The organism is Microbacterium resistens, from assembly GCF_021172025.1.
Lineage (GTDB): Bacteria > Actinomycetota > Actinomycetes > Actinomycetales > Microbacteriaceae > Microbacterium > Microbacterium resistens.
Map to the genome: position 1 here is coordinate 1,514,675 of NZ_CP082781.1, position 19,630 is coordinate 1,534,304.

The 19,630-nt window shown below is 71.3% G+C and carries 17 protein-coding genes; 9 read left to right on the plus strand and 8 right to left on the minus strand.

What is annotated here, in order from left to right; translation table 11 throughout:
- Positions 1–2: 2 nt before the first annotated feature.
- Positions 3–572 (plus strand): serine O-acetyltransferase EpsC, encoded by a 570-nt coding sequence (gene epsC / locus K8F61_RS07355; protein ID WP_067248922.1) that lies wholly within the window; start codon positions 3–5, stop codon positions 570–572.
- A gap of 24 nt (positions 573–596) precedes the next feature.
- On the opposite strand, the gene prfA is transcribed toward epsC, so the two are convergent.
- The 5 genes from prfA to lysA form a co-directional block, all read right to left on the minus strand.
- Positions 597–1,676, minus strand: a complete 1,080-nt coding sequence (gene prfA, locus K8F61_RS07360) for a peptide chain release factor 1 (protein ID WP_067248924.1) — start codon at positions 1,674–1,676, stop codon at positions 597–599.
- 22 nt (positions 1,677–1,698) lie between these two features.
- Positions 1,699–3,717, minus strand: a complete 2,019-nt coding sequence (gene rho / locus K8F61_RS07365; RefSeq protein ID WP_231821193.1) for a transcription termination factor Rho — start codon at positions 3,715–3,717, stop codon at positions 1,699–1,701.
- A gap of 163 nt (positions 3,718–3,880) precedes the next feature.
- A complete protein-coding gene (gene thrB / locus K8F61_RS07370; RefSeq protein ID WP_231821194.1) occupies positions 3,881–4,855 on the minus strand; it encodes a homoserine kinase in 975 nt (324 codons plus the stop codon).
- Positions 4,855–6,156: a homoserine dehydrogenase gene (locus tag K8F61_RS07375; protein ID WP_231821195.1), complete on the minus strand. Its 1,302-nt coding sequence runs from the start codon at positions 6,154–6,156 to the stop codon at positions 4,855–4,857. The genes thrB and K8F61_RS07375 overlap by 1 nt, the downstream gene beginning before the upstream one ends.
- Complete coding sequence (lysA, locus tag K8F61_RS07380) at positions 6,153–7,628, minus strand: diaminopimelate decarboxylase (RefSeq protein ID WP_231821196.1); 1,476 nt, start codon at positions 7,626–7,628, stop codon at positions 6,153–6,155. The genes K8F61_RS07375 and lysA overlap by 4 nt, the downstream gene beginning before the upstream one ends.
- A 414-nt stretch (positions 7,629–8,042) precedes the next feature.
- On the opposite strand from lysA, the gene K8F61_RS07385 reads away from it, so the two are divergent.
- A complete protein-coding gene (locus tag K8F61_RS07385; protein ID WP_067245080.1) occupies positions 8,043–9,128 on the plus strand; it encodes a YihY/virulence factor BrkB family protein in 1,086 nt (361 codons plus the stop codon).
- On the opposite strand, the gene K8F61_RS07390 is transcribed toward K8F61_RS07385, so the two are convergent.
- The 3 genes from K8F61_RS07390 to K8F61_RS07400 are packed head-to-tail and all read right to left on the minus strand — an operon-like array spanning position 9,079 to position 12,631.
- Positions 9,079–9,915 (minus strand): LmeA family phospholipid-binding protein, encoded by an 837-nt coding sequence (locus tag K8F61_RS07390; protein ID WP_231821197.1) that lies wholly within the window; start codon positions 9,913–9,915, stop codon positions 9,079–9,081. The genes K8F61_RS07385 and K8F61_RS07390 overlap by 50 nt on opposite strands.
- A 9-nt stretch (positions 9,916–9,924) precedes the next feature.
- Positions 9,925–11,592 carry an arginine--tRNA ligase gene (gene argS / locus K8F61_RS07395; protein ID WP_067245076.1) on the minus strand — a complete coding sequence of 556 codons (1,668 nt, stop codon included), beginning with the start codon at positions 11,590–11,592 and terminating at the stop codon, positions 9,925–9,927.
- A gap of 52 nt (positions 11,593–11,644) precedes the next feature.
- Positions 11,645–12,631, minus strand: a complete 987-nt coding sequence (locus tag K8F61_RS07400; RefSeq protein ID WP_231821198.1) for an N-acetylglucosamine kinase — start codon at positions 12,629–12,631, stop codon at positions 11,645–11,647.
- Positions 12,632–12,718: 87 nt separating this feature from the next.
- On the opposite strand from K8F61_RS07400, the gene K8F61_RS07405 reads away from it, so the two are divergent.
- The 7 genes from K8F61_RS07405 to K8F61_RS07435 all read left to right on the plus strand — a co-directional run bounded on the left by K8F61_RS07405 (position 12,719) and on the right by K8F61_RS07435 (position 19,622).
- Positions 12,719–13,663, plus strand: a complete 945-nt coding sequence (locus K8F61_RS07405; RefSeq protein ID WP_067245072.1) for a MurR/RpiR family transcriptional regulator — start codon at positions 12,719–12,721, stop codon at positions 13,661–13,663.
- Entirely contained in the window at positions 13,660–14,412 is a 753-nt protein-coding gene (locus K8F61_RS07410; RefSeq protein WP_231821199.1) for a sugar isomerase domain-containing protein, read from the plus strand. Before K8F61_RS07405 ends, K8F61_RS07410 begins: the two co-directional genes overlap by 4 nt.
- 53 nt (positions 14,413–14,465) lie before the next feature.
- Positions 14,466–15,878, plus strand: coding sequence for an N-acetylglucosamine/diacetylchitobiose ABC transporter substrate-binding protein (ngcE, locus tag K8F61_RS07415; RefSeq protein ID WP_067245068.1), 1,413 nt, complete (start codon positions 14,466–14,468; stop codon positions 15,876–15,878).
- Positions 15,875–16,900, plus strand: coding sequence for a carbohydrate ABC transporter permease (locus K8F61_RS07420; RefSeq protein WP_219084601.1), 1,026 nt, complete (start codon positions 15,875–15,877; stop codon positions 16,898–16,900). Before ngcE ends, K8F61_RS07420 begins: the two co-directional genes overlap by 4 nt.
- On the plus strand, positions 16,897–17,802 hold the full coding sequence (locus K8F61_RS07425) for a carbohydrate ABC transporter permease (protein WP_231821200.1): 906 nt from the start codon (positions 16,897–16,899) through the stop codon (positions 17,800–17,802). The genes K8F61_RS07420 and K8F61_RS07425 overlap by 4 nt, the downstream gene beginning before the upstream one ends.
- Before the next feature lie 117 nt (positions 17,803–17,919).
- Entirely contained in the window at positions 17,920–18,711 is a 792-nt protein-coding gene (locus tag K8F61_RS07430) for an SGNH/GDSL hydrolase family protein (protein WP_231821201.1), read from the plus strand.
- A 128-nt stretch (positions 18,712–18,839) separates the two neighbouring features.
- Positions 18,840–19,622 carry a glucose 1-dehydrogenase gene (locus tag K8F61_RS07435; protein ID WP_067245061.1) on the plus strand — a complete coding sequence of 261 codons (783 nt, stop codon included), beginning with the start codon at positions 18,840–18,842 and terminating at the stop codon, positions 19,620–19,622.
- Positions 19,623–19,630: the final 8 nt, after the last annotated feature.

Sequence of the window (19,630 nt, forward strand, 5' to 3'; positions counted from 1 at the left end):
GGGTGGGGGCTCTGGCGCGGATCCGCGAGGACATCGCGGCCGCTCGTCTGCGCGACCCGGCCGCCCGGGGGCCGGTCGAGGTCGCCGTGCTCTATCCGGGGCTGCACGCCGTCTGGGCGCACCGGGTCAACCACGCGCTCTGGCGACGGGGGCTGCGCTTCCCCGCACGCCTCGGCTCGCAGGTGGCGCGATGGCTGACGGGTGTGGAGATCCACCCCGGTGCCCGGATCGGACGGCGATTCTTCATCGACCACGGCATGGGCGTCGTGATCGGCGAGACCGCGGAGATCGGCGACGACGTCCTGATCTACCACGGCGTCACGCTCGGCGGGCGCACCCGCAGCGCCGGCAAGCGGCACCCCACACTCGGCGACGGGGTCGTCGTCGGGGCGGGGGCGAAGATCCTCGGGCCGATCACGATCGGGGCGCGAACGGTGGTCGGCGCCGGGGCCGTGGTCACCAAGGACGCACCGGCCGATGCGCTCCTCGTCGGGGTTCCGGCCGCGCCTCGCGCACGGCGGCCCGATGGTGAGGCCGCGGCGCTGCTGCGCGCGCCCGAGTACACGATCTGACCGGGCGTCCGGGCGGACGACGCGTCAGTCGTCGCCGCCCAGCGCGGACAGCCGCGCCTCCTCGTCAGCGTGGATGGCGGACTCGATGATCGGGTCCAGCGCGCCGTCCATCACCTGGTCGAGGTTGTACGCCTTGAAGCCGGTGCGGTGATCCGCGATGCGGTTCTCCGGGAAGTTGTATGTCCGGATCCGCTCCGACCGGTCCATCCCCCGGATCTGCGAGCGGCGCGCATCGGATGCCGCGGCCTCCCGCTCCTCCTGCTGACGCGCGAGCAGCCGCGCCCGCAACACGCGCATCCCGGCCTCGCGGTTCTGCAGCTGTGACTTCTCGTTCTGCATCGACACGACGATGCCCGTGGGCACGTGCGTGATCCGCACCGCGGAGTCGGTGGTGTTCACCGACTGCCCTCCGGGCCCGGACGAGCGGAACACGTCGATCTTGAGATCGTTCTGGTTGATCTCGATCTCGTCCGGCTCGTCCACCTCGGGGAAGACGAGGACGCCGGTCGTCGAGGTGTGGATCCGCCCCTGCGACTCGGTGGCGGGAACACGCTGGACGCGGTGCACGCCGCCCTCGTACTTCAGGTGCGCCCACACCCCCTGCGCGGGGTCGGACGAGGATCCCTTGATGGCCACCTGGACGTCCTTGTAGCCGCCGAGGTCGGACTCCGTCCGCTCCAGCAGCTCCGTCTTCCAGCCCTTCGCGGCGGCGTACTGCACGTACATGCGCAGCAGGTCGGCGGCGAACAGCGCCGACTCGGCACCGCCCTCGCCGGCCTTGATCTCCATGATCACGTCACGGGCGTCGTCCGGGTCCCGCGGGATGAGCAGCCGTCGCAGGCGCTCCTGCGCCTGCGACAGGCCCTCCTCCAGGGCGGGGACCTCCGCGGCGAAGGCGTCGTCCTCCCTGGCCAGCTCCCGGGCCGCGGCGAGGTCCTCCCCCGCGGCGACCCAGTCGTCGTGCGCCTTGACGATCCGGCTCAGCTCCGCATAGCGGCGGTTGACGCGCTTGGCGCGGGCCGCATCGGCGTGCACGTCCGGGTCGGAGAGCTCCCTCTCCACCCGGGCGTGCTCGTCGCGCAGCGCCGAGACCTGTTCGAACATGACGGCTCCGGCCGGGTCCGGGTCAGCGGATGTTGTTCTCGTGACCGTGGCTGTGGCCGGCCGCGGGCGGCGCCGGGATCGACTTCTGCATCTGCACGAGGAACTCCACGTTGGAGCCGGTCTCCTTCAGCTTGCCGAGCACGACCTCCAGCGCCTGCTGCGGGTCGAGACCCGCCAGGGCGCGGCGCAGCTTCCAGGTGATCTTCACCTCGTCGGGGCTCAGCAGCATCTCCTCGCGGCGGGTGCTGGACGCGTTGACGTCCACCGCCGGGAAGATGCGCTTGTCGGCCAGCGCGCGCGACAGCCGCAGCTCGCTGTTGCCGGTGCCCTTGAACTCCTCGAAGATGACCTCGTCCATCTTGGACCCGGTCTCGACGAGCGCCGTGGCGAGGATGGTCAGCGAGCCGCCGTTCTCGATGTTGCGCGCCGCGCCGAAGAAGCGCTTGGGCGGGTACAGGGCGGCCGCGTCCACGCCGCCGGTGAGCACGCGCCCGGACGCCGGGGTGGAGATGTTGTAGGCACGGCCGAGGCGCGTGATCGAGTCGAGCAGGACCACGACGTCACGGCCCAGCTCCACGAGGCGCTTGGCGCGCTCGATGGCGAGCTCGGCGACGGTGGTGTGATCCTCCGCCGGGCGGTCGAAGGTCGAGGCGATGACCTCGCCCTTCACCGTCCGCTGCATGTCGGTGACCTCTTCGGGCCGCTCGTCGACGAGGACGACCATGAGGTGGACCTCGGGGTTGTTCTGCGCGATCGCGTTCGCGATCTGCTGCAGCACGATGGTCTTGCCCGCCTTCGGCGGAGCGACGATGAGACCGCGCTGCCCCTTGCCGATCGGGGCGACCAGGTCGATGATCCGCTGGGTCAGCTTCTCCGGCGCCGTCTCCAGACGCAGGCGCTCCTGCGGGTAGAGCGGGGTCAGCTTGCCGAACTCCACGCGGGTGGCGGCGTCGTCCACCGACAGCCCGTTGATCGAGTCGACCTTGACCAGCGCGTTGTACTTCTGCCGGCCCTGCTGCTCGCCCTCGCGCGGCTGCTTGATGGCGCCGACGACGGCGTCGCCCTTGCGCAGGTTGTACTTCTTGACCTGGCCGAGCGAGACGTAGACGTCGCTCGGGCCGGACAGATAGCCGGTGGTGCGCACGAACGCGTAGTTGTCGAGGACGTCGAGGATCCCCGCGATCGGGATCAGGACGTCGTCCTCTCCGATCTCGGTCTCGAACTCGTCGTTCGTGCCGCCGCCGCGTCGCTTGTTGCGCTGGCGGGTCCGGGACGAGGCGGACTCTTCGGACGACTCGTCGGCGTTGCCGTTCTGGCCGCCGTTGCCGTTGCGGTTGCGGTTGCGGTTGCGCGAGCGCCCCCGCGACCGGCCGCCCTGGTCCTCCGCGTCGCCGTCCTCCTGCTTCGGAGCCTCGACCGGCGCCTCCGCCTCGGCCGGGCGCTCCGCCGACTCCTCCGTGGCCGCCGCCGCGCCGCGGCCACGACCCGAGCGGCCACGGCCGCTCTTCGGCTTCGCCCGCTCCGCGGCGCCCGCCTCAGTCCCGTTCTCGGCCTTGTCGCCCGCGGCGTCGCCGGACGATTCCGGGGTCGGCGACGCGGCGTCCTTCTCGGCGCCGGCGGATGCCGGGACGGCCTCGGGCGCCGCCGCCTCGGCGTCGCCGTCGGTCTTGGTCGTCCGCGACTTGCGCGCACGGGACGGCTTCTTGGGCGCCTCCGCGTCCGCGCTCGCGGGCTCCGCCGCAGGGGCCTCGCCGTCGGCAGCGGGCTCCTCGGTCTTCTTCGCGCGGGATCGGCGCGGCGCCTTGGCCTTGGGGGCTTCGTCGCCGGCGTCGGCCGGGGTCTGGTCCGCCGGCGCCTCCGCGGGCTGAGCTCCCGCCTCCGCCGTCTCGGCGGCAGCGGCCGCCGACGCGGTCGTGGCGCGGCGCGGCGCCCGCTTGCGGGCCGGCGCCTTCGCCGCCTCCGCGGGTGCGGCCTCGGCGGTCGCCGGGGCGTCGGACGCCGGAACCGGCGCGTCGGACTGGGTCTCGGAGATGGTCTCCACGAGTACTCCTCTTCACGTCTGTGGGTGTGAGCGGATGGGTGCCGCAGCCTCGGCATGCGGCTGCACCGGCGATGCGCTGGGCCCGATGCTCAGCGCACGCGAAAGGACTCAGCGAGTCGTTCGGGTGGTGCGAGTGCGGCGCAGATTGCGCCTCGGGCCGGAATCACGATCGTGACGAAGAGCCCTCCGCTCGGTTCCTCACTGTACCACCTCGGACATCCACTGCGACGGCGCGGTGCTCCCACGGAGTGTCCGTGGCCTCCTCGGCGACCCGCGCGGCGTCCATCCGGCTTCCGGGGCCGTCGCACAGCACGAGCACGCTCGGCCCGGCGCCGGACACCACGGCGGCGAACCCCTCGGCGCGCAGCGCTCGCACGAGCCGGCTGGTCTCCGGCATCGCGGGGGCGCGATAGTCCTGGTGCAGGCGGTCGTCCGTGGCGTCCAGCAGCACGTCCGGGCTCTGCGTGAGCGCCGCGATCAGCAGCGCCGAGCGCGACACGTTGAACACGGCGTCCGCGCTGGGGACCTGTTCCGGCTGCAGGCTGCGGGCGGCCTTGGTGGACATCGTGTACCCCGGGACGAGCACCAGCGGCGAGACCCCCCGATGGACGAGGAGCTTCTTGTGCCGCGGGCCCTGCTCCCCCGTCCAGGCGATCGTCAGCCCGCCGAAGAGCGCCGGAGCGACGTTGTCGGGATGCCCTTCGAGCTCCGTGGCGAGCCGCAGCAGCGCATCGTCGTCGAGGTCCGCGATCCCGTCCAGCAGTCCCTTGGCGGCGAGCACGCCGGCCACGACGGCGGCGCCCGAGGATCCGAGCCCGCGGCCGTGCGGGACGCCGTTACGCGCCACGAGACGGATTCCCGGCATCGGCCTCCCGACGTCCGAGAACACGTGCGCGATCGAGCGGATCACGAGGTTCGTCGCGTCCCGGGCGATCTCCTCCGCGCCCGATCCGCTCACCTCCACCTCGATGCGCGCCTGTTCGCCGGCTGCGGGGGTCGCGAGCGCCGTCACCTCGAGCTCGTCGTACATGCTCACCGCGAGCCCGAGGGTGTCGAATCCCGGTCCGAGGTTGGCACTCGTCGCCGGGACCGTGACCTCGACGCTGCGGCCCTCCGGGACGACGGCGCCGTCCTCCATCACTCCCCCTCCACGCGCAGCACGGAGACCACGCGCTGCACGACGCTGCTCTCCGCGAGCCGGGCGACCGTGTCGCTGAGCGCCTGCTCGGACGCGCGATGCGTGCCGATCACGATCCGTGCCGTGGCGCTGTCCTCGCCCTCCACCGTCTGCAGCGCCGTCGCGACGGACACACCCTCCTCGCTGAGGATCCCGGCCACGGTCGCCAGGACCCCCGGGAGGTCCTCGACCTCGAGCGTGATCTGGTACCGGGTGGTGATACGGCCGATCGGCGCGAGGGACAGGCTCTGCCTCGCCGACTCGCCGACCCCCACGCCACCGGCGAGGTGGCGGCGAGCGGCCGAGACGACATCGCCGAGCACGGCCGACGCCGTCTGTACGCCGCCGGCTCCTGCCCCGTAGAACATCAGCGGCCCCGCGGCCTCGGCCTCCACGAACACGGCGTTGTTGCCGCCGTGCACCGTCGCCAGCGGATGCTCGCGATCGATGAGCGCCGGGTAGACGCGCACCGAGACGCCGCCCTCGGGGTCGGACAGCCGCTCGCAGATGGCGAGGAGCTTGATCACGTAGCCCGCACGACGGGCGTCGGCGATCATGTCCGCGGTCACCGACTCGATGCCCTCGCGGTGCACGTCCTCGAAGGACACCTGGGTGTGGAAGGCGAGGCTGGCGAGGATCGCGGCCTTCTGCGCGGCGTCGTAGCCCTCGAGGTCCAGCGTCGGGTCCGCCTCGAGGTATCCGAGCTCGGTGGCGATGCGCTGCGCCTCCTGCGCACTCAGGCCGTCCCGGTCCATGCTGTCGAGGATGAAGTTCGTGCTGCCGTTCACGATTCCGAAGATCCGCACGATCCGGTCGCCGGCGAGCGAGTCCCGCAACGGTCGGATGATCGGGATGGCGGCGGCCACCGCGGCCTCGTAGGACACGGACGCGCCCACCTGGTCGGCGGCCTCGAAGATCTCGGCCCCGTGCGTGGCGAGCAGCGCCTTGTTGCCGGTGACCACGTCCGCCCCCGAGCGGATGGCCGCCAGCACGTGCGACCGCGCCGGCTCGATGCCCCCCATCAGCTCGATGACGATGTCGGCGCCGAGGATCAGCGCCTCGGCATCGGTGGTGAGCAGCTCCCGGGGCAGCTCCGTGTCGCGCGGCGCGTCCGGGTCGCGCACGAGGATCCCGGCGAGCTCCAGCCGGGCGCCGCTGCGCTCGGACAGCTCCTCGCCGTGCTCGAGCAGAAGACGGGCGACCTGGGATCCCACGGATCCCGCACCGAGCAGGGCGATGCGGAGGGTGCGCTGCGGCGTCATGCTTCTCCTTCTCCGGCGGAGCCGGGCTGGGCGGCGGACGACTCCGCCGGTTCGGGTACGGCGTCGAGGCCCGCGTCGCGGCCAAGGAGGTCCGCGAGGGTCTCGCCGCGCACGATCAGGCGTGCGTGTCCGTCCCGCACCGCCACGACCGGCGGGCGGGGGGTGTGGTTGTAGTTGCTCGCCAGCGCGTGGCAGTACGCCCCGGTCGCCGGCACCGCGAGCAGGTCTCCGGGGGTCACGTCGGCGGGCAGGTACTCGTGCTCGACGACGATGTCGCCGGACTCGCAGTGCAGCCCCACCACCCGGACGAGCACCGGGTCCCCCGTGCCCGCACGGGAGGCGATCCTCGCCGAGTACGGCGCGCCGTACAGCGCGGGTCGCGCGTTGTCGCTCATCCCGCCGTCGACGCTGACGTAGAGCCGCTCGCCGCGCTCCCCCAGCGACACCGGCTTGGTCGTGCCGACCTCGTACAGCGTCACCCCGGCCTGGCCCACGACCGATCGCCCGGGCTCGAAGGCCAGCGTCGGCACCGCGATCCCGCGCACCTCGCACTCACGCGCCACCGCCTCGACGATCGCGGACGAGAGGACCTCGATGGGCGTGGGATCGTCGGCCGCGGTGTAGGCGATGCCGAAGCCCCCGCCGAGGTTCAGCAGCGGGAGGTCCCCTCCGGCGAGGAGCTCGGCGTGCAGGTCGACCACGCGGGCCGCGGACTCCGCGAAACCCGCCGCGCCGAAGATCTGGGAGCCGATGTGGCAGTGCAGTCCGAGCAGGTTCAGGCTCGGCATCTCGCGGATCCGCGCCGCCGCCGCGTGCGCCTCGTCCAGCGCGAAGCCGAACTTCTGATCCTCGTGGGCCGTCGCCAGGAAGTCGTGCGTCTCGGCGTGCACGCCGCTGTTCACGCGGATCAGGACGTCCTGCACGATCCCGGCGCGATCCGCCCCCAGGCGGGCGGCGATCGCGCCCAGGCGCTCGATCTCGATCAGGCTGTCGACGACGATGGTCCCGACGCCGACCTCCACCGCGCGTTCGAGGACGGCGACCGACTTGTTGTTGCCGTGGAAGCCGAGCCGGGCGGGGTCCGCCCCGGCGGCGAGCGCCGTCTCGAGCTCGCCGCGGCTGCACACGTCCAGGCGCAGGCCCTCCTCGCTCACCCAGCGCACCACGTCGGCGCTGAGGAACGCCTTCCCGGCGTAGTACACACGGGATCGGGTGCGGTGCGCCGCGGCGGCCGCGTCGAACGCCTCGCGGATCCGGCGGGCGTGGGCGCGCACCTCGTCCTCGTCGAGGATGTACAGCGGCGTGCCGAAGCGCGCGCGGAGCTCGGACACGCGGACGCCGCCGAGACGCAGCTCCCCGTCGTCGTCGCGACGGGCAGAGGCCGGCCAGACGGCGGGGACCAGGTCGTTCGGGTCGGCGGGCACGGCGAGCCATTCCGGAGCGAGGGGTTCGTCGGGCAGGGCGGAGACCACGGAGCACCAATCGTCGGGAGGGGTGTCGCCGCTTCCCGGGTCGCGTCGAGGACGGACCGCCGCGGAAGCGGTGCTCGGCGGGGCGTCCGGCCGAGTTCCCCAGCAGTCTAGGACACGCGAGGAGGGCGCCCCGTCGCGATGCGACATGTCATGACGCGCCTCGTCGGGCAGGCGCGTTCGGTCGTCGAGCGACACTTCGACTCGCTTCGCTCGCTCAGTGCGGGTCTCCGCGAGACGAGACGCGGTAACCGGTGGCTGGGGGCGTTTCGTCTCGGTGCTTCGCTCCTCGCTCAACGACCGGTGGCGGTGTTCGGTCGTTGAGCGAGCGGAGCGAGTCGAAACGTGGTGCCCCTCGGCCGGCACCGTTTCGTCTCGGTCCTCCAGTCCCCCAGGCGCGCCGGATACGCTCGACGCATGGACGCGACGCCGGAAGCCGAGCGACAGAACCCGTTCGCGCGGGCGATTCAGACCGTGATCGCCTTCGCGCTGAGACGCCGAGCGGTCCGGGCCGCGCTCCTCTACATCGAACGCCGCGGACCGGTGCTGGCGGACAGCATCACCTACCGCGCCCTGTTCAGCGTGTTCGCGGCGGTGCTCCTCGGCTTCTCCATCGCGGGTCTGTGGCTCGCGGGGAATCCGGAGGCGTTCCGCGCCCTCGTCGCGGCGGTGGACTCCGCGATCCCCGGGCTGGTGGGACCGGACGGCATCGTGGACGCCGAGGCCATCACCGCGCCCACCGGCCTCACCCTCACCGGCATCGCCTCACTTGTCGCGCTCGTCGGCGCCGCGCTCGGGGCGATCGGAGCCCTGCGGACCGCCTTGCGCTCCCTCGCCGGCACCGTGGGCGACGACGTGTTCTGGCTCTGGGTGATCCTGCGCAACCTCGCCCTCGCGATCGGCATCGCCCTCGCCGTCGCGGTGACGGCGTTCCTGACCGTCACGGGCGGCTCCGGCATCCGGGCGCTCACGGGAGCGCTCGGTGCGGAGGACTCTCCCGCGGCCGTGTGGGCGGAGCGGGCTCTGGACATCCTGATCATCCTCGTGATGGACACGCTGCTCGTCGCCGCGCTGTTCGTCGTGCTGTCCGGCGTGCGGGCCTCGGCGCGCGCGCTGTGGTCGGGCGCCCTCCTCGGCGGCCTCGGGCTCCTCGTGCTCCAGCAGCTGTCCGGCCTCTTCATCGGCGGCGCGCGGGCCAACCCGCTGTTGGCCTCCTTCGCCGCCCTCATCGCCCTCCTGATCTGGCTGAACCTCTCGGCGCAGGTCGTGCTCTACGCGGGCGCGTTCATCATCACCGCCGTCGAGGACCAGGACGACGCGACCGCCGGGCGACCGCGCACCTTCGAGGAGCGTCGACTGGAGCGCGCGGAACGGATGCTCCGGGCCGCGCAGGAGGAGCGCGACGCCGCGAGCGCGGCAGTGCAGAAGGCCGAGCCGTCCGCAGACGCGGCGGTCACCGCGAAGGGCAGGTCCCGTTCCGCTGCAGGGACGCGTCCGACGTGATCGCGCCGTCGGCGCGGAGCCCGGCGACGAGCTGCCCGTCGGTCACCGCCAGCGAGACCAGGTGCAGCCCGGCGGGGATCTGGTCGGCGATGCAGATGCGCTGCGGCGCCGTCAGCCCGTCCGCGAGGCCGCCGAAGCGGCCCGCCAGCTGAGCCGCGTCCAGCGTGACACCCGCGACCGACGCCGAGACGGCCGTCAACGCGATGTCGCCCTCCACCGCGTCGGGCTTCAGGGTGAGGGCGATCGGCAGGCTCTGTCCGAACAGGCTCAGAGCGCCCTTCGCCGTCACGTTCGCCCCTTCCAGGGCGATCTCGTCGACGGGGAGATCGGTGGCGGATCCGACGAGGTCGCCGAGCTGTTCCGCGGTGACCCGGATCGTTCCCGTCGCTCCCGTCATCGGCCCGCCGTGCAGGGGGAACCCCCGGGCCTCCGCCGTGACGGCTCCGGCGAACGGCCCCACGGCGACGTCGTCGGAGGACAGATGCAGGGCATCGAGCCTGCCGGCGAGCAGCTGCGCGAGGACGATGCCGTCGGTCGCGACGTCGATCTGCTGGTCCTCCGGCAGGTGCAGAGCCGTGATGACCTGCGTGCGCGCCACGTCGGCGACCACCGCCCGCGCGACGAACTCCGCCACGACGACGAGCGCGGCCAGCACGACGACCGCTGCGGCGACGATCCACGGCCATCGCCGTCGCGCGCGCGTCCCCGGTGCCGAGCCGTCACGCGGCAGCGGCACCGTGGCGTGCTGCGTGCCGAGATCTCGCGGGTACGGCTCCGTGTCGCCCATGCGCGGTGCTCACATCCGCTCGGGCGCCGAGACGCCGAGCAGCTCCAGCCCGTTGCGCAGCACCTGGCCCGTCGCGTCGTTGAGCCACAGACGGGTCCGGTGCACCGCCTCGACGGGGTCGTCGCTGAGCGGGATGACGCGGCAGTTGTCGTACCAGCGGTGATACAGACCGGCGAGCTCCTCCAGATAGCGGGCGACGCGGTGGGGCTCGCGGACCTCCGCGGCGAACGCGACGATCCGCGGGAACTCCTGGAGGGCGCCGAGCAGCGCCGACTCGGTCTCGTGAGTCAACAGCTCGGGCGCGAACTCGGAGCGGTCCACGCCGGAGTCGGCAGCGTTGCGGGCGACGTTGTGCGTGCGGGCGTGCGCGTACTGCACGTAGAAGACGGGGTTGTCGTTCGTCCGCTTCTGCAGCAGCTCGGGGTCCAGCGACAGCGGCGAGTCGGCGGGAGAGCGCTCGAGCGAGTACCGGAGGGCGTCCGTGCCCAGCCACTGCCGCAGGTCGTCCATCTCGATGATGTTGCCCGCGCGCTTGCTGAGCCGCGCGCCCCCCACGGACACGAGCTGGCCGATCAGCACCTCGACGTCCTTCTCCGGGTCGTCGCCGGCCGCGCCCGCGAGAGCCTTGAGGCGGTGCACGTAGCCATGGTGGTCCGCGCCCAGCAGGTAGATCTTGTGCTCGAAGCCGCGGTCGCCCTTGTTCAGGTAGTACGCGGCGTCGGCGGCGAAGTACGTGTACTCGCCGTTCGAGCGGCGGATCACGCGGTCCTTGTCGTCGCCGAAATCGGTGGTGCGGACCCACACCGCGTCCTCCTGGTCGAAGACGTGCCCCTGGGCGCGCAGCCGGTCGACCGCCTGATCGATCAGGCTCGGCCCGCCGTCGTCGCCGGGGGCGTGCAGGATCCGCTCGGAGAACCACACGTCGAAGTCGACGTTGAACGCCGCCAGCGACTGCTGCTGCTCGGCGAGCTGGAAGCGGTACCCGAGCTCGCGCGCCACGAGCCGCTGCTCCGCGTCCTCGAGCTCGAGGAAGTCCGGGCGCTCCGCCACCACGCGCGCCGCGAGGTCCGCGATGTAGCTGCCCGCGTAGCCGCCCTCCGGGGTCGGCTCTCCCTTGACAGCGGCGACGATGGATCCGGCGAACCGCTCCATCTGCGCACCGGCGTCGTTGATGTAGAACTCGCGCGCGACCCGGGCTCCGGACGCGGCGAGCAGGCGCGCGATCGCGTCGCCCAGGGCGGCCCATCGGGTGTGTCCGATGTGGAGCGGCCCCGTCGGGTTGGCCGAGACGAACTCGACGTTGATCGAGCGACCGGCCTGCGAGTCGTTGTGCCCGTATGCGGTTCCGGCCTCGACGATCGTCCGGGCCAGGGCTCCGGCCGCACCGGCCTCGAGGCGGATGTTGATGAAGCCGGGACCGGCGACGGAGACCTCGGCGATCCCATCGACGGCGCCCAGTCCGTCCGCGATCCGCTGTGCCAGCTCGCGGGGGTTCGTCCCGAACGGCTTCGCCAGCCGCATCGCGACGTTGGTCGCCCAGTCGCCGTGATCGCGGTTGCGCGGGCGCTCCAGCACGATGTCGGAGGCCGTGATCCCCAGCGGCTCACCGGGTCGTCGCTCGTCCGAGATCGGGGTCAGGACGGCGAGGACGGCTTCGGCGAGGGCTGCAGGGTTCATAGACCACCCATCCTAGGACCGCGGGCGCATCCGCACCGCGCGGCCACCGAGGTCAGCGGAAGCGCGCCAGGGTCGCGGTGAGCGCGGCCAGCGCGGAGGCGTCGGGCTCGTCCCCCGCCTCGCGCAGAGCCAGGTAGGCGGCACCGGCGGCGCCGTCCCCGACCCGCAGGATCTCGAGCGCCTCTCCACTGCGCGACGCACGACGGATGAACTCGTCCCGCAGGACCCCGGGCCTGGACAGCACGCTCCCGCCGACCACGATCGGGCCCGGTCCCGTCCGGACGACCTCGAGGGTCGCGGCGAGCGCGGCTCCGGCCTCGCGCAGGATGCCGCGCGCGGTCTCGTCGTCCTCGTGGTCGAAGGCGAGCGGGGCGAACCGCGAGAGCTCGACGGGGCGCTGCGCGTAGAGGGTCTCGACCAGCCGGGACAGCTCGCCGGGCCGTCCCTCCACAGTCGTCCCGCCGCGCTCGATGCCGCACGCGGTCAGCACGGCGTCGGTCAGCGCCGTCGGCGGTCCCCCGCCGTCGAGATCGGCGGCGGCCGCACGCGCGACCCGGTGACCGATCCAGAAGCCGCTGCCGCGATCACCGAGCAGCCACCCCAGTCCGTCGGCGGCCGCGGCGACGTCCCCGTCCTCGACGCGGATCACACAGGCGCCGGTCCCCGACACCAGCGCGTAGCCGGCCGGTGCCGCCGTCCCGCTGAAGTACAGCGCGAGCAGGTCGGATCGAAACTCGAGCCGCCCGGCGAAACCGTGCTCGGCCAGCAGTCCGCGCAGCCGCTCGCCGCCGCCGCCGGACGTGTAGCCGGCCATCGCCGCGACGATCACCGAGACGTCCCCCGCCCGGCGGCCGGCGACCGCGAGCGCCCCGTGCACGGCGTCGAGCACGGCCCGCGCGGAGGCCTCGGCCCCGACCGAGATCGGGTTCCCTCCCCCGCCGACGCCGTAGCCCAGGCATTCCCCCCGAGGGGTGGCGAGGACGGCCCTGGTCGAGGTGCCCCCGGCGTCCACTCCGAGCACCAAAGCGTCGTGACTCATTCGTGACCCGTCCTCGTTGACGCAGGGGCGAAATAAGAATAGTTTTCATCCGACGGCGCCAACGGTGGCCCGTTTTCAATGGAGGCAATGGTGCCACGGACATTGGACATCGGCAACGATCAGTCGATCTCGCGACGCATCGCGGCCCGCCGCGGCTCGATGCCCACGGCCATGTCCAAGATCGCCGACGTCATCGCCGATCAGCCCACCGCGCCGGTCGAGCTCACGATCACCGAGCTCGCCGCGCTCGCGGGGACGTCCGCCGCCACCGTCACGCGATTCAGCCGTGCCCTCGGCTTCGACGGCTACACGCAGTTCCGCGTGGGCGTGGCCAGCGAGATCGGCCGCGGCGACGCCGACGAGTCCTGGCGTGCGGACATCGGACGCGAGTTCGCGCCGGACGACGCCCCGGAGAAGGTGCTGCAGACCCTGCTCGCCCTCCACATCCGGAGCCTGGAGACCACCAGCGCCTGGCTCGATCTCGACGCGGTCGAGGACGTGGCGCGCGCGATCGCAACGAGCCGTCACGTCGACATCTACGGCGTCGGCGGCAGCGGCGTGATCGCCGAGGAGTTCCAGGGGCGGCTGTACCGGATCGGAGTGAACGCGCACGCCTGGCGGGACGTGCACGACGGGCTGACGAGCGCGGTGCTGCAGGACGCCTCCTCGGTGGCGATCGGGATCTCCAGCACCGGGCGCACCGAGGAGACCGTGCAGATGCTGTCCCAGGCCGGTGCCGTCGGCGCCCGCACGGTCGCGATCACGCACGACAGCGCCTCGTGGATCGCCTCCGTCGCCGACGACGCGCTGTGCACGGCCGCGCCGATGCCCTACCTGCGACCGGACGACCTCTCGGTCAAGCACTCGCAGCTTCTCGTCATCGACCTGCTCTATCTGCTGATCGCCCAGCACATGTTCTCGGACGCCGCCACCCGCCTCGCCGCGAGCGCCATGGCGGTCTCCGCCCACCGCCGCCCCGACCGTCCCAGCCGTCGCCGCACGGATCGCACCCCCACGGAGGAGACCCGATGACCGCCACCCCCGCCGCACTGCTGCACGAGGCGACCAGCCGGCTCGAGCGACTGGCCCGCGACGCCGAGGAGGGCGCCCTCGACCCGGCGATCGCCCTGCTGGTGCGCAGCCTCGAGGACGGCGGGGTGATCCAGGCGTTCGGGACGGGGCACTCGGAGGCGTTCGCCATGGAGATCGCGGGACGGGCGGGCGGGCTCATCCCGACGAACCGGATCGCGCTGCGCGACATCGTCCTGCACGGCCAGCGCACGGTGGACGTCCTGACCGGAACGCTGGAACGCGAACCGTGGGTGGTGGACGAGCTCATGGCCGTGTCGCCCGTCGGTGCGCACGACGCGTTCGTGATCGCCTCCAACTCCGGCGTCAACGGATCGATCGTCGGGGTCGCCCTGTGGGCCAAGGAGCACGGTCACCCGGTCATCGCGGTGACGAGCCTGGAGCACACCGCCCGGGTCGAGCCGAAGCACCCCAGCGGCAAGCGTCTCAGCGAGATCGCCGACGTCGTGATCGACAACCTCGCCCCCTACGGGGACAGCACGCTGGAGCTGCCCGGCGGGTTCGGGATCGGTGCGATCTCCTCGATCACCGCCGCCTTCATCGCGCAGCTGCTCACCCTCGGCGTCGCGCGGGCGATCGGAGACGCCGGCGACACCCCGCCGCTGTACATCTCCGCGAACATCCCCGGCGGCGACGAGCACAACTCCGCTCTGGAGGACCGCTACCGCGACCGACTGCGCCGCGGCGCCTGACCGTCCCTGCTCTCTCATCCCACCCGCACACATCAATGGAAGGCAGAACACACATGGAACTCAACGAAGCGTCCATCAGCCGCCGCACCCTGCTGCGCGGAGCCGCGCTCGCGGCCGTGCTCGTCCCCTTCGGCGTGAGCCTGGCCTCGTGCGCCGCGCCCGGTGGCGGCGGAGGCGGGACGGCGCCGAAGGGCGAGGTCACCGCGGACAACCCGTTCGGCGTCGCGGCCAACACCAAGGTCGACGCCGTCATCTTCGACGGCGGCTACGGCGTGGACTACGTCGAGAACGCGGCCAAGATCATGCAGGGCAACCACGACGGCGTCGAGGCCAAGGTCTCCCCGTCCACGAAGATCGCGCAGGAGCTCCAGCCCCGGTTCGTCGGCGGCAACCCGCCCGACCTCGTGGACAACTCCGGCGCCAACTCGATCGGCTGGAACACGATCCTCGACCAGCTCGAAGAGCTCGACGAGGTGCTGGAGGCGAACAACCTCGAAGGCGAGAAGATCAGCGACACCCTCTACGACGGCGTCAAGGCGCCCGGGACGTTCGACGGCCGGTTCGTCGCGCTGAACTACGTGATGACGGTCTACGGCATCTGGTACTCGGCGAGCCTGTTCCAGCAGAACGGATTCACGGTCCCGACGAGCTGGCAGGACCTGAAGGCCCTCGGCGAGGCGGCCAAGGCCAAGGGGAAGTACCTGTTCCTCTGGGGCAAGGAAGCGGCCACGTACTACCAGACCATGGTCGTCGACTCGGCCGTCATCCAGTCCGGCGACGACGTGCGCCTGCCGCTGGAGAACCTGGAGGAGGGCTGCTGGTCGCACCCGACGATCCAGGGCATCCTCACGATCCTGCATGACCTGATCCAGTCCGGGTACGTCAAGCCCGGCGGTGGCGGCACGCAGTTCACCCAGGCCCAGTCCCAGTGGAGCCTCGACCAGGAGGCGCTGCTGTACCCGTCGGGTTCCTGGATCGAGAACGAGATGAAGAAGCAGACCGCCGACGACTTCCAGATGACGGGGATCGCGGAGCTGCCGCTGGACGGGAACCAGACCACGCCGAAGGGCACCATGCGCGCGGAGGCCGGCGAGCCGTTCATCGTGCCGTCCAAGGCCAAGAACCCGGCCGGCGGCAAGGAGCTGCTGCGCACGATGCTCTCGAAGGAGAACGCGACCTACTTCGCCAAGGAGAAGCTCGCGCCCACCATCGTCAAGGGCACGGTGCCCGAGGACGGCTTCGGCTCGACCGCCCTGGTGTCGCAGACGAAGCTGCTGGAGGCCGCCGCCGGAAACGTGTTCACGATCAAGTCCTTCAACCTGTACGGCATGAACTCCGACCAGCTCCCCATCTGGAACTCGTTCCTGGACGGGAAGATGTCCGTCGAGGAGATCACCAAGCAGCTGCAGGATCTGACGGACAAGGTCCGAAACGACGACTCCGTCACGAAGATCGAGATCAAATGAGCCTCAGCGCTCCCGGTCTCGATGCGGCGCTGGACACCAGCGCGGTCGTCACCGCCCGCACGGCGCGCCGCAAGGCGCCCCGTGCGGGCCTGCGCCGCAAGCTCACGTTCGACTACGTCTCGTTCCTGCTGGTCTTCCTGGGCCTGCCCGTCGCGATCTTCCTGATCTTCGTCATCTCGCCGTTCATCCAGGCCGTCTACTACTCCATGACGAACTGGACCGGCTTCTCGACCGAGATGGACTTCGTCGGCGTCAGCAACTTCGTCCGGCTGTTCCAGAACGAGACGTTCCTGCAGGCCATGGGCAACAACGCTCTGCTCGCCATCGTCGTCCCGCTCATCACGCTCACCATCGCCCTGATCTTCGCGAGCATGATCACCGTCGGCGGGCCGAGCCACGGCCAGGTCCGCGGGCTCAAGGGCTCGAGCTTCTACCGCGTGGTGTCGTTCTTCCCCTACGTCATCCCCGCCATCGTCATCGGCATCCTGTGGAGCATGATCTACCTCCCCAACGGGCTGCTCAACGGACTGCTGGGCCTGGTCGGGATCGACACGAACGACTTCGCCTGGCTCGGCGACGAGCGCACGGCGATGCCCGTCACGATCTTCGTGATCGTGTGGGGCATGGTCGGCTTCTACATGGTGCTGTTCATCGCGGCGATCAAGGGGATCCCCGCCGAGACCTTCGAGGCCGCGCGCCTGGACGGCGCCGGACGCACGCGCACCATCGTCTCGATCGTGCTGCCGCAGATCCGCGACAACGTGCAGACCGCGTACATCTACCTGGGCATCATGGCGCTGGACGCCTTCGTCTACATGGCCGCCCTGAACCCGACCGGAGGACCCGGCAACACCACCCTGGTGATGAGCCAGTACCTGTTCCGCACCGCGTTCGAGAAGGGGCAGTTCGGCCTGGCGAGCGCCATGGGCGTCGTGCTGGCCGTGATCACCCTGGTCTTCGCCGGACTCGTCATCGGGCTGTTCCGACTCATCGGCGGCAAGGACGAAGGAGGACGCGCATGAGCCTCGACACCCGCACGAGCGTCACCATCGACAAGAGAGCGGCGCGGAGCTCCGCCCGTACGGTCCAGAGCACGACGAGCGACAAGGTCGTCGGCGGGATCTCCCATGTGGTCCTCGTGATCTGGTCGATCGCCGTGATCCTGCCGATGCTGTGGACGCTGCTCAGCTCCTTCAAGACGACCCGTGAGATCTTCGCCTCACCGTTCAGCCTCCCGGCGAGCTGGAACCTCGACAACTTCCTCTCCGCATGGACGAAGTACAACTTCGGGCTCATGTTCCTGAACACCGTGATCGTCGTCGGCGTCTCGCTGGTCCTCGTGATGGTGCTCGGGGCGATGTGCGCCTACGTGCTCGCGCGCTTCGCGCTGCCGGGCAGCCGGGTCATCTACTACCTCATGCTGGCGGGCCTCACGTTTCCGGTCTTCCTCGCCATCGTCCCGCTGTTCTTCATCCTCCAGGGGATGGGGCTGCTGAACACGCTCCCGGGGCTCATCCTCACCTATGTCGCCTTCGCCCTCCCGTTCACGGTGTTCTTCCTCTTCTCGTTCTTCAAATCCCTGCCCTACGAGATCCAGGAGGCCGCGTACGTCGACGGCGCGAGCGAGTGGCGGACGTTCTTCCAGGTGATGCTGCCCATGGCCCGCCCCGGTCTCGCGGCCGTGGCGATCATGAACTTCCTGGGCCTGTGGAACCAGTTCCTGCTGCCGATCTCGCTGAACACCGATCAGACCAAGTACGTCCTGTCCCAGGGCATGGCGAGCTTCGCCTCCGCCGCCGGCTACCAGGTCGACTTCGGCGCCATGTTCGCCGCGGTCATCATCACGATCGTCCCGGTGCTGATCGTCTACATCGTCTTCCAGCGCCAGCTTCAGGGCTCGGTGTCGCAGGGCACCTCCAAGTGACCGCGGGATGACGCGATGACGCCCCGCTCCGCCGGGGCCGCGACGGGGCGCGCCGTCTTCCGGGCCGCGGCCTCGTCCGTGGACGGGAGACGGCGCGCGCTCGCTTATCCTCGACGCATGCCCCGATCCGTCCGGCGCCTTCCCCGGCGCCGTCTCGCCCTGGTCGCCGCCCTCTCCGTGGTCGCCCTCTGCGCCGCCGTGCTCGGGCTGTGGCGGCCGTGGACGCCCGCGACGCCGATCGCGGCGGGATCGGGAGAGCCGGTCGTCGCCGTCGAGCCCGCTCCGCTCGCGCTGCCCGAGCACCCGCGCGTGCTCGTCTTCGGGGACTCGTGGACCTACGGCTCGGCCGCCGCCTCGCCCACGCTCGGATACGCCTACGTGCTGTCGGAGCTCCTGGGCGCAGAGACGATCGTGGACGGCGTCCGTGGCAGCGGGTACCTCAAGCCGGGTTGGGACGGGCCGGACTTCGGCACGCGCATCGCGGCGCTGGACCCGGCGATCGACCCCGACCTCGTGATCGTCCAGGGCTCGATCAACGACCGACTCCTGATCGACGAGGACTATCCGCACGCCGTCGACGCCGCATGGGACCGGCTGCAGGCGCTGTTCCCCCGGGCGCGCATCGTCGTCCTGGGGCCGGCGCCGCACGAGCTTCCGATCGCCAAGGGCACGATCAAGATCGATCACGCGCTCGACCGCCTCGCCGCGGAGCGCGGCTGGCATTACCTCTCCCCCGTCGCCGAGGACTGGATCACCGAGGCGAACTACGCGCAGGTCATCGACACGGGGGCCGGGCGCCTGCATCCGACGACGGCAGGGCATCGATACCTGGCCGAGCGCGTGGCCGAGTCGCTGCGGGCCCTCGCCCCGGAAGAGCCGGCCGCGGGCCGCATCGTCTCCGGGGACTGACGACAGGGCGCTCGCTTCCGGGTAGGTCGCCGGGCAGGACACTTCGACCGCCCCGCGCCGTGGCGACGGTTGCTGCCGTGACGACATAGAGTCATCTGGCATGCAATACGGAACAGCAGGAGGCATTCATGCAGCTCACCTCGAAAGTCGTCATCGTGACCGGCGGAGCACGCGGGCTCGGCGCCGAGTACGCACGAGGGATCGTCGCCGCCGGAGGTCGCGTCGCGATCACGGACCTCAACGAGCAGGGAGCCGCCGAGCTGGCGGCGGAGCTCGGCGACCACGCCATGTCCGTGGGGCACGACGCATCCGACGCGGACTCCTGGGCGCGCGCGGTGGCCGCAACCGAGGAGGCGTTCGGGCGGATCGACGGCCTGGTCAACAATGCGGGGATCCCGGCCCCGAGCAAGATGCTCGTCGACGAGCCGATGGACCATTTCCGCCGAGTGATCGACGTCAACCTCTTCAGCGTCCAGCTCGGGCTGCAGGCGGTCGTCCCGGCGATGCGCCGTGCCGGGGGCGGCTCGATCGTCAACATCTCCTCCGTGGCCGGGCTCGTCGGCATGGCCTTCTCCGGCTCCTATGGCGCCTCCAAGTGGGCGGTGCGAGGCATGACGAAGATGGCCGCCGTCGAGCTCGCACCGGAGGGCATCCGGGTGAACTCCGTCCAGCCAGGCACGATCTACACTCCGATGACCGCGGGCGACGTGTCCGAGGGCGACGGCGCCTTCTCCGTCGCGGCGATGGGACGCGTCGGCCGGGCCGAGGAGTTGCTCGGCGCGGTCGTCTATCTCCTCAGCGACGCGGCCAGCTACACCACGGGAGCAGAGCTGACGGTCGACGGCGGGTGGACCGCGGGCTCGTCGTTGGCGACGCTCGCCGCCGCATACGCGGAGACCATCGACCGATGACCCTCGCG

Bases quoted from the DNA above. Each gene is read 5' to 3' on its own strand.
- prfA (WP_067248924.1), bottom strand. From the start codon at position 1,676: ATGTTCGAACAGGTCTCGGCGCTGCGCGACGAGCACGCCCGGGTGGAG.
- thrB (WP_231821194.1), bottom strand. From the start codon at position 4,855: ATGGAGGACGGCGCCGTCGTCCCGGAGGGCCGCAGCGTCGAGGTCACG.
- K8F61_RS07375 (WP_231821195.1), bottom strand. From the start codon at position 6,156: ATGACGCCGCAGCGCACCCTCCGCATCGCCCTGCTCGGTGCGGGATCC.
- K8F61_RS07385 (WP_067245080.1), top strand. From the start codon at position 8,043: ATGGACGCGACGCCGGAAGCCGAGCGACAGAACCCGTTCGCGCGGGCG.
- K8F61_RS07390 (WP_231821197.1), bottom strand. From the start codon at position 9,915: ATGGGCGACACGGAGCCGTACCCGCGAGATCTCGGCACGCAGCACGCC.
- argS (WP_067245076.1), bottom strand. From the start codon at position 11,592: ATGAACCCTGCAGCCCTCGCCGAAGCCGTCCTCGCCGTCCTGACCCCG.
- K8F61_RS07400 (WP_231821198.1), bottom strand. From the start codon at position 12,631: ATGAGTCACGACGCTTTGGTGCTCGGAGTGGACGCCGGGGGCACCTCG.
- K8F61_RS07405 (WP_067245072.1), top strand. From the start codon at position 12,719: ATGGTGCCACGGACATTGGACATCGGCAACGATCAGTCGATCTCGCGA.
- K8F61_RS07410 (WP_231821199.1), top strand. From the start codon at position 13,660: ATGACCGCCACCCCCGCCGCACTGCTGCACGAGGCGACCAGCCGGCTC.
- ngcE (WP_067245068.1), top strand. From the start codon at position 14,466: ATGGAACTCAACGAAGCGTCCATCAGCCGCCGCACCCTGCTGCGCGGA.
- K8F61_RS07420 (WP_219084601.1), top strand. From the start codon at position 15,875: ATGAGCCTCAGCGCTCCCGGTCTCGATGCGGCGCTGGACACCAGCGCG.
- K8F61_RS07425 (WP_231821200.1), top strand. From the start codon at position 16,897: ATGAGCCTCGACACCCGCACGAGCGTCACCATCGACAAGAGAGCGGCG.
- K8F61_RS07430 (WP_231821201.1), top strand. From the start codon at position 17,920: ATGCCCCGATCCGTCCGGCGCCTTCCCCGGCGCCGTCTCGCCCTGGTC.
- K8F61_RS07435 (WP_067245061.1), top strand. From the start codon at position 18,840: ATGCAGCTCACCTCGAAAGTCGTCATCGTGACCGGCGGAGCACGCGGG.